At 68.6% G+C, this 8,395-nt stretch carries 9 protein-coding genes and 1 rRNA gene; all 10 read right to left on the minus strand.

Annotated features, from left to right (window positions below):
* Positions 1-111 precede the first annotated feature (111 nt).
* Positions 112-1,215 (minus strand): lysophospholipid acyltransferase family protein, encoded by a 1,104-nt coding sequence (locus ACFWPS_RS53410; protein WP_383721727.1) that lies wholly within the window; start codon positions 1,213-1,215, stop codon positions 112-114.
* Between the two features lie 14 nt (positions 1,216-1,229).
* A complete protein-coding gene (locus ACFWPS_RS53415) occupies positions 1,230-2,327 on the minus strand; it encodes an NAD-dependent epimerase/dehydratase family protein (RefSeq protein WP_383721729.1) in 1,098 nt (365 codons plus the stop codon).
* Positions 2,328-2,497: 170 nt separating this feature from the next.
* On the minus strand, positions 2,498-2,596 hold the full coding sequence (locus tag ACFWPS_RS53420; protein WP_003948845.1) for a 30S ribosomal protein bS22: 99 nt from the start codon (positions 2,594-2,596) through the stop codon (positions 2,498-2,500).
* A gap of 132 nt (positions 2,597-2,728) precedes the next feature.
* Positions 2,729-2,938 carry a helix-turn-helix domain-containing protein gene (locus tag ACFWPS_RS53425; protein ID WP_067299677.1) on the minus strand — a complete coding sequence of 70 codons (210 nt, stop codon included), beginning with the start codon at positions 2,936-2,938 and terminating at the stop codon, positions 2,729-2,731.
* A 130-nt stretch (positions 2,939-3,068) separates the two neighbouring features.
* Entirely contained in the window at positions 3,069-3,884 is an 816-nt protein-coding gene (locus tag ACFWPS_RS53430; RefSeq protein ID WP_383721731.1) for a phosphatase, read from the minus strand.
* Between the two features lie 430 nt (positions 3,885-4,314).
* Positions 4,315-5,487, minus strand: coding sequence for an acetoin utilization protein AcuC (locus ACFWPS_RS53435; protein ID WP_383721733.1), 1,173 nt, complete (start codon positions 5,485-5,487; stop codon positions 4,315-4,317).
* Positions 5,438-6,652, minus strand: coding sequence for an MFS transporter (locus tag ACFWPS_RS53440; protein ID WP_383721735.1), 1,215 nt, complete (start codon positions 6,650-6,652; stop codon positions 5,438-5,440). The genes ACFWPS_RS53435 and ACFWPS_RS53440 overlap by 50 nt, the downstream gene beginning before the upstream one ends.
* A gap of 81 nt (positions 6,653-6,733) precedes the next feature.
* Positions 6,734-7,480, minus strand: coding sequence for a VC0807 family protein (locus ACFWPS_RS53445; RefSeq protein ID WP_383721737.1), 747 nt, complete (start codon positions 7,478-7,480; stop codon positions 6,734-6,736).
* A gap of 93 nt (positions 7,481-7,573) precedes the next feature.
* Positions 7,574-8,218 (minus strand): HAD family hydrolase, encoded by a 645-nt coding sequence (locus ACFWPS_RS53450; RefSeq protein ID WP_383721739.1) that lies wholly within the window; start codon positions 8,216-8,218, stop codon positions 7,574-7,576.
* Positions 8,219-8,290: 72 nt separating this feature from the next.
* Positions 8,291-8,395, minus strand: a 5S ribosomal RNA gene (rrf, locus tag ACFWPS_RS53455); the annotation flags it as partial.

Raw genomic sequence — 8,395 nt, forward strand, 5'->3', positions numbered from 1 at the left:
CCCCCCAAGGCGGCGAAGCCGCCGCTTGGGGGGCGCGGGGCTGTATCTGATATGCGGCTCCGCCGCGTGGGCGCGACCAGCCCCCACCGGCCCGCAGACAAGTCACGACCCTCAGAAAAAGACCGACCGCCGCTGCACAAGCAACTTGTACAGCGTGTGCTGAATCTGTTCCCGCACCTGATCCGTGAGGTTGAACATCAGCATCGGATCCTCGGCCGCCTCCGGCGGATAGCCGTCCGTTCGGATCGGCTCCCCGAACTGAATCGTCCACTTCGTCGGCAACGGCACCGCCCCCAGCGGCCCCAGCCACGGAAACGTCGGCGTCAGCGGAAAATACGGAATCCCCAGCACCCGTGCCAGCGTCTTCGCGTTGCCGATCATCGGGTAGATCTCCTCGGCCCCCACGATGGAGCAGGGAATGATCGGCACCCTCTGCCGCAGCGCGGTGGACACGAACCCACCCCGCCCGAACCGCTGGAGCTTGTACCGCTCGCTGAAGGGCTTCCCGATGCCCTTGAACCCCTCCGGCATCACCCCCACCAGCTCGCCCTGCCCCAGCAGCCGTTCGGCGTCCTCCGCGCACGCGAGCGTGTGCCCCAGCTTCCGCGCCAGCTCGTTCACCACCGGCAGCACGAAGACCAGGTCCGCCGCGAGCAGCCTGAGGTGACGATTCGCCGGATGCTGGTCGTGCACGGCGACCTGCATCATCAGCCCGTCCATCGGCAGCGTCCCGGAGTGGTTGGCGACGATCAGCGCACCGCCCTGGGCCGGGATGTTCTCCATGCCCTTCACGTCCACGCGGAAGTACTTCTCGTACACCGGCCGCAGCAGGGACATCAGGACCTGGTCGGTCAGCTCCTCGTCGTACCCGAAGTCGTCGACCTCGTAGTCGCCGGTCAGCCGCCGCCGCAGAAACGCGAGTCCGCGCGCGACGCGCCGCTCCAGGCCGGCCTCGTCGTGCGGCGGCTGCTCCACGCCCGTCTCAGGGTTATCCCGGGTCACATGCACATCTTCCTGCGCGGGGATCCGCCCGGCGAGAGGCTGGACCTCACGCACCACAGCGGACTCGCGCACCGCCGCAGGCTCCCGCACCGCCGCCGCCTGCTCGCCACCGCCCTTGCGCCGGCTCCCCGCGGCCCGGCGCCGGGTGGGCCGCTGCACGGCAGCCCCGCGGGACCGGTCGTCGTCGAACGGAATGACCTTGGCGTCCGCCATCGTTGCTGCGCTCCTCAGTTGGCGCTCTGGGTCGGGTTCTTCGTCGGGGTCCGCGCCGCGGTCCGCGCCGACGTCTTCCCACCGCTCAGGGCGGGCAGCGCGGCGATCCGGTCGACCGCCGCGGCCACGGCCTGGGGCGGCAGCAGCCCCGGGGCCTGGGCGCGCACGAAGTCCTCGAAAGTCTCCGCCGTCGTGTACTTCGGCCGGAATCCCAGCGTCTCGCGCATCTGGACCGTGTCCACCACCCGGCCGTGGGTCAGCAGCCGGATCTGCTCGGGCGAGAAGTCGCTCATGCCGAGCGTCCGCACCAGGGACCCGGCCCAGGTGACCGCCGGCAGCAGCAACGGCACGGTGGGCCGCCCCAGCCGCCGCGAACACTGCGAGAGCAACAACACCCCGTCCCCCGCGATGTTGAACGTACCGCTGTTCAGAGTCCCCCGCTCCGGCTCGTGCGAGGCCATCCGCAGCACCTCGATCACATCGTCCTCGTGCACGAACTGCAGCCGCGGGTCGTATCCGAGAACGGTGGGCAGCACGGGCAGCGAGAAATAGGAAGCGAGCGGAGTTTCCGCGGTCGCCCCGAGAATATTGGCGAACCGCAGCACACATACCGCCACGTCGGGCCGCCGTCTGGCGAACCCCCGCACATACCCCTCCACCTCCACCGTGTCTTTCGCAAAGCCCCCACTCGGCAGCGATTTCGGCGGGGTGGTCTCGGTGAAGACGGCGGGATCCTTCGGCGCGGAGCCGTACACGTTCGTACTGGACTTGATCACCAGCCGCTTCACGTTCGGCGACTTCTGGCAGGCGCCGAGCAGCTGCATCGTCCCGATGACATTGGTCTCTTTGACGGTGGCCCGGCTTCCGCTGCCGAGCGGTGTCCCGGTCACGTCCATGTGGACGACGGTGTCGGCGCCGCTCTCGGCCAGCACCCGGGCGATGGACGGCTGCCGGATGTCGGTCTGGATGAAGTCCGCCCCGCCCAGATGATGCTCCGGCAGCACGGCGTCCACCGCGACCACCCGGTCCACCTCGGGATCACGCTGGATCCGCCGTACGAACCGGCCCCCGAGTTGACGGGCCACCCCGGTCACGAGCACGACCTTCCCCAAGATCAGCGCCTTTCTTCCGTGTTCCCGTATGCGGGCCAACTTAGCGGGTTGATGTTGCGCTGGCATGACCCCCAGCAGGCCACGACAAGCCGCAACGGCCGGAAAACGCAGTGGCCCCCCACCGTACTGGTGGGGGGCCACACACAAGCTCTCGCGGCTCGACGCCGTAATTACTTCTTGTTACGGCGCTGAACGCGCGTGCGCTTGAGCAGCTTGCGGTGCTTCTTCTTGGCCATCCGCTTGCGCCGCTTCTTGATAACAGAGCCCACGACTACCCTCGCTCACTTCTCATCACTCGGTGCTGGGCATCATGGGCCCATACGACCTACGAGGGGCTAGCCTACCCGCCCGAGCGCTGAGCTCGTAATCGAGGTGCCCCGGGACAAGTCCCGGAACGGCCGTCAGGCGGTCTCCACCCCCACATAGCTCTCGCGAAGGTACTCGTGTACCGCTTGCTCGGGGACGCGGAAGGACCGCCCCACCCGAATCGCGGGCAGATGACCGCTGTGCACCAGCCGGTACACGGTCATCTTCGACACTCGCATCACCGCGGCGACCTCCGCCACGGTAAGGAACACAACCTCGTTCAGAGGCCTCTCGCCAGCTGCCATGACACACCTGAACCTTCCGCACTCGACGGGCCACCGGCTTCCCCTTCCGGTGACTCTTCGTCGTTGCGTGCTCACTCCCCAATGTAGGGGCGGGTGATGCGAGTGGGGAAGAGGTGCACCCATCGGCGGCCTACTGTGACAGACACGCTCGATTGAGTACGTAGCGGGTAAGCGGCGTGTAGTAATCAGACCGCACGCCGTCATCAACCGGAACGGCGACGGACACGACCCCCTCGGCCTCCCCCACAAAGAGCGCGGGGTCATCCGTATCCGCCAGACCAATGGCCTCAACCCCGAGCTGACCTGCACCGCAGACCCACCCATGGTCCCCGACCACCAGCTCGGGCAAGGGCCCGCCACCCCCCGCCGCCGCATCCAGCGCCACCCGAACCGGCAGCGGCGAATGCGTATGCGCACCCGGCGCACAACCGGGGCGTTCACGGCCCACTTCTCTCATGACTCCGACTCCCCGTACGTAATCGAGCTCGCACATACGTAGACCGAACCGGGTCGTTATGTCGACACAGCGACCCTGCGCAGGGGTGAGTACCTCACACCCCGCCGCCGACAGCGCGTCCGCGAGACCGGCGTAGAACCCGATCAGCCGGTGCGGGTGCCCGGTCCCGAACAACACGGGAGTACGCCGCCGGGCCGCCACCCCCACCCGCTCGGCAAACGCATCCAGCGCGGCAACGGTCAAGTCAGGATCGATCACATCATGCCCTGAAACACACCGCGGATCGTCCGAAACCCCACACTTGGCGGCCATCAACCGAACCAACTCCGCCTCACCCCATCCGCCTTGCGGATCAATCCCGATCAACACCCGAGGATCCCGAGCAGCGAACAGCCGATAGCTACGAAGACTCCGCTCCCGCGAGGTCCCCACCGCCCCCGCCAGCCCAGCAGCCACCAAATAGGCCCGAAGCCCACCACCACTCAACACGCCAGAGATGCTGACGCACCCCACCCCACCACACCCCCAGAACACCCGAACACCGCACAGTCGGCGTAACGCACCCCCACCCTCCAGCCCGCCCGACGCCCAAGCACGAGAGAACCGGTCCGCACCCCCCCACCTTCTCAGCCCGCCCGGCGTCCGAGGACGCGAACCGGTCTGCACCCCCACTCTCCAGCCCGTCCGGCATCCGAGGACGAGAGAACCGGTCCACACCCCCCACCCTCTCAACCCGCCCGGCGTCCGAGGACGCGAACCGGTCTGCACCCCCGCTCTCCAGCCCGTCCGGCGTTTGAGGACGAGGCCGTTCAGGCCGAAGCGGGGGTCCGGGGGCGGCAGCCCCCGAAACGGGCGGTCGAAGGGGGCCCACCCCCTGGAGGACGGGACGGGTAGGGGCGGCGGGGGCGAGGAAAACCCCCTACGCCAGCAACCCCCGCAGCGGAAACACAGCCCGCCGCGTCGCCAGCACGGCCTGATCCAAGCGATCAGCAGGGTCGTACCCGGCCTCCCACCCCACCCACCCCACCGGCCACCGACCGTCCGTCATCCGCCCAGGCCCCAACTGCCGAGTCCGAGCAAACACCTCCTGCCGCCACCCCTCAGGCACCAACGCCTCAGGCGCAACCTCCCGCCCCGCCGCCACCCCCACCAGATGCGTCCACGACCGAGGCACGACATCCACCACCTCGTACCCACCCCCACCCAACGCGACCCACTTCCCCCCGGCGTACTCATGCGCCAGCTCATGACACGCCACCTGCACCGCCCGCTGCGCATCCAGCGAAACCGCCAGATGAGCCAGCGGATCCTCGAAATGCGTATCGGCGCCGTGCTGCGTCACCAGCACCTGCGGCCGGAAGTCGGCGACCAGCTCCGGCACGACGGCGTGAAACGCCCGCAGCCACCCCGCATCCCCGGTCCCCGCCGGCAGCGCCACGTTCACCGCGGCACCCTCCCCCGCCCCGGCCCCGACCTCCTCCGGCCACCCGGTCTGCGGGAACAACGTACGCGGATGCTCATGCAGCGAGATCGTCAGAACCCGCGGATCCTCCCAGAACGCGGCCTGCACCCCGTCCCCGTGGTGCACGTCCACATCCACATAGGCGACCCGCTCGGCCCCCAGCTCCAGCAACCGCGCGATCGCCAGCGAGGCGTCGTTGTAGATGCAGAACCCCGACGCGGCCCCCGGCATGGCATGGTGCAACCCGCCCGCGAAGTTCACGGCGTGATCGACATCCCCCCGCCACACCGCCTCCGCCGCCCCCACCGACTGCCCGGCGATCAGCGCGGACACCTCGTGCATCCCGGCGAAGGCGGGATCGTCCTCCGTCCCCAGCCCGTACGACTGGTCGGCCGCCGCCGGATTCGCCGAGGCCGCCTTCACGGCCTCGATGTAGTCCTCCCGGTGCACCAGCCGCAGCGTCGACTCACCGGCCGGCTTCGCCGCCACCACATCCACCACCCGGTCGAGCCCGAAGGCACCGACCAGACTCCGGGTCAACGCCAGCCGTACCGGATCCATCGGATGGCCCGGACCGAAGTCATAGCCCGTTACTGCCTCGTCCCACATCAGCTGTGCGCGGCCGCTCATGCCCGCCACCGTATCGGTCCGACCTGGTCGCGAACGAACGGGCGTACACCATCGTCACCAGCACCAACACCATCGGTACCAGCATCGCCCCGCGATAACTCCACGCATCGCCCAGCGCACCGACCAACGGCGAACCGATCAGAAACCCGACGTAGTTGAAAATATTCAGCCGAGCGATGGCCGCGTCCGAAGCCCCCGGGAACAGCCTGCCCGCCGCCGCGAAGGTCTGCGGCACCAGCACGCACAACCCCAGCCCCAGCAGAGTGAACCCGGCCATGCCGACCCAGGCCCCCGGCGCCGCCGCCACCACCGCGAACCCGGCGGCCGCCACCAGCGTCCCCAGCCGTACGACCGGCACGGCCCCGAACCGCCGAACCCCGAAGTCCCCGATGGCCCGCCCGGCCAGCGTGGTCACCATGTACACGTTGTACGGCACGGTGGCGAGCTGCTCGCTGCTGCCCAGCACGTCCTTCAGATATTTCGCACTCCAGTTGGAGACGGTCGAGTCCCCGATGTAGGCGAAGGTCATCACCAGACACAGCGGCAGCAGCATCTTGAAGACGACACCACCGCCTCCCTCCTGCACCCCGTCCTCCACCGGCGCGGGATCACCGTCCACGTACCACCGGCTCCCCACCAGCGCGGCCGGCAGCAGCACCGCGACGACCGGCAGATACGACACCCACAGCGCGAGATGCCAGTGCGCCCCCACCCAGGCCAGCGAGGCCCCGAGGATCCCGCCCAGGCTGTACACGGCATGGAAGCTGAGCATGATGCTGCGCCCGTACGTCCGCTGCAGACTCACCCCGAGCATGTTCATCGAGGCGTCCAACGCACCCACGGCCAGCCCGAACGCGGCCAGGGCCACCGCCAGTTCTGCCATGTTCCCGCCGGCCCCGGCCCCGAGCAGCGCCAGCATCACCACGGGCTGGGACCAGCGCAGCAGCCGGCTCGGCCGTATTCGCTTCACCAACTGCTCGGTGGTGACACTGCCGACGCCGGCCAGGATGGGCACGGCAGCGAGAAAGACCGGCAGCAGCGCGTCGGAGACGCCGTACCGGTCCTGGATCGCGGGGATGCGGGTCACCAGCAGCGCGAAGGTGGCACCCTGAGTGAAGAAGCTGAACGCCAGCGAGGCCCTACCGCGCCGCAGCACATCTGTCATGGCGGCGAGCGTAGGGCCCCGGCGTACTCGTGGGTAGATCCAGCCAAAGATGAATTTCCTTCAGCTTTACCTCCGGCGGTCTCAGGCGGCGACAGCCACCTCGCGCCGCGCACCGTCCTCGGCGCCCTCCGGCTCCTCCTCCGCGGCCGTGACCTCCGCGGAGATCATCCGCGCCATCGGCTCCGCGGCGAGCCCACCGCTCACCACCATCCCGATCCCGATCGCACCGACCAGGATGACCGTGCCGAGCCACACCATGGTGTCGACGGGCAGCGTGTACGCCCCCACGACCCGCACCACGCACTCGGTGAGCAGCAGCGCGCCCCACACGAGGGAGTAGACCCGCTCCGTACGCCGGAACGCGGCGGACCCGGTCCGCAGCCGTTCGAAGGCCGCCTCCCTGGCCGCGTCGCCCTTCACGATGAACGGCTTGAGCCCCTCGGTCATCATCGGCCGGCCCATCGCCACCGACACCAGGATCGCGATCCCGATCGCGCTGCTGACCCCGCTGTCCTTGGCGAGCATGAGCCGCGGGTCGCCGGAGACAAAGCTCAGCGCCAGGGACACCACGTTCACCAGCAGGATGAGCCCCGCGAACGCGTTGCCCCGACGCTCCCTGACCACGCTCCACACCGTACGCACCGCCGGCACCACACTGCTCCAGGCGAGCGCCGCGAAGGTGCTCATCCCGAAGGCGCCCTTGAAGAGGTAGTACGACCCGAGGGGAACCGCCACGTCCACGATCAGCGGCTTGAAGTTCTCCAGCACGCTGGGCTGCTGCTTGCCTTCGTCGTTGTTCCGGGACCCGGTGTTCGTCGTCTTCGTCATGCCCTCAGCTTCGCGTCCGGGCGGGGTCCCCCAGTAGAAACGATCGTCCGGAGCTCGGCATGACAATTGTCAGCGCCGCCGCCGTGCCCCCGGTCATTCCAGCAGGTCAGCCAACTGCCCCAGGTCGGAGAAGAGTTGAGTGGCCCCCTGCAGCCTGTCGGGCGGTGTCATGGCCGTGAACCCGTACACGTCCATGCCGGCAGCCACGGCCGCCTGCACCCCCAGCGGACTGTCCTCCACGACGGCACACCGCCCCGGCGCGACCCCCATCCGCGCAGCCGCGTAGAGGAACAGATCCGGTGCCGGCTTCCCGCGCCCCACATCCTGCGAACTGAAGATCCGCGACTCGTCGAACCACCGGTCGAGCCCGGTCGTCCGGTGCCCCACCCGAATCCGCTCATGACTCCCCGACGACGCCACGCAGTACGGCACCCCGTCCGCCGCCAGCCGCTCCAGCACCTTCGCCACCCCCGACACTGGCTTCAACTCCTCCTCGAAGGCGGCGAAGACACGTGCGTGGAAGACATCGTCGAAGTCGTCCGGCAGCCGCTGCCCCGTGCGCTCCTGGACGAGGTCATGGATCCGGTGCATCGCGGATCCCATGTAGTCCCGTATGGCCTCGTCGTAGGAGGTCTGGTGCCCCAGCTCGGTGAGATAGGCGGCCAGGAGCCGGTTGGAGATGGGCTCACTGTCGACGAGGACGCCGTCGTTGTCGAAGATAACCAAGTCGTAGCGCATGCCCCGAGCTTAAACGCACCCGTAAACGCAGAAAGGCCCACGCCATGACGGCGTGGGCCTTTCCCAATATTTGTTCGGCGGCGTCCTACTCTCCCACAGGGTCCCCCCTGCAGTACCATCGGCGCTGTAAGGCTTAGCTTCCGGGTTCGGAATGTAACCGGGCGTTTCCCTCACGCT

The sequence above is a fragment of the Streptomyces sp. NPDC058457 genome (assembly GCF_042720695.1).
In the GTDB taxonomy this organism is placed as follows: domain Bacteria; phylum Actinomycetota; class Actinomycetes; order Streptomycetales; family Streptomycetaceae; genus Streptomyces.

Coding starts and splice junctions, on each gene's coding strand:
- ACFWPS_RS53445 (WP_383721737.1), bottom strand. CDS start 7,480: ATGACGAAGACGACGAACACCGGGTCCCGGAACAACGACGAAGGCAAG.
- ACFWPS_RS53410 (WP_383721727.1), bottom strand. CDS start 1,215: ATGGCGGACGCCAAGGTCATTCCGTTCGACGACGACCGGTCCCGCGGG.
- ACFWPS_RS53435 (WP_383721733.1), bottom strand. CDS start 5,487: ATGAGCGGCCGCGCACAGCTGATGTGGGACGAGGCAGTAACGGGCTAT.
- ACFWPS_RS53425 (WP_067299677.1), bottom strand. CDS start 2,938: ATGGCAGCTGGCGAGAGGCCTCTGAACGAGGTTGTGTTCCTTACCGTG.
- ACFWPS_RS53440 (WP_383721735.1), bottom strand. CDS start 6,652: ATGACAGATGTGCTGCGGCGCGGTAGGGCCTCGCTGGCGTTCAGCTTC.
- ACFWPS_RS53450 (WP_383721739.1), bottom strand. CDS start 8,218: ATGCGCTACGACTTGGTTATCTTCGACAACGACGGCGTCCTCGTCGAC.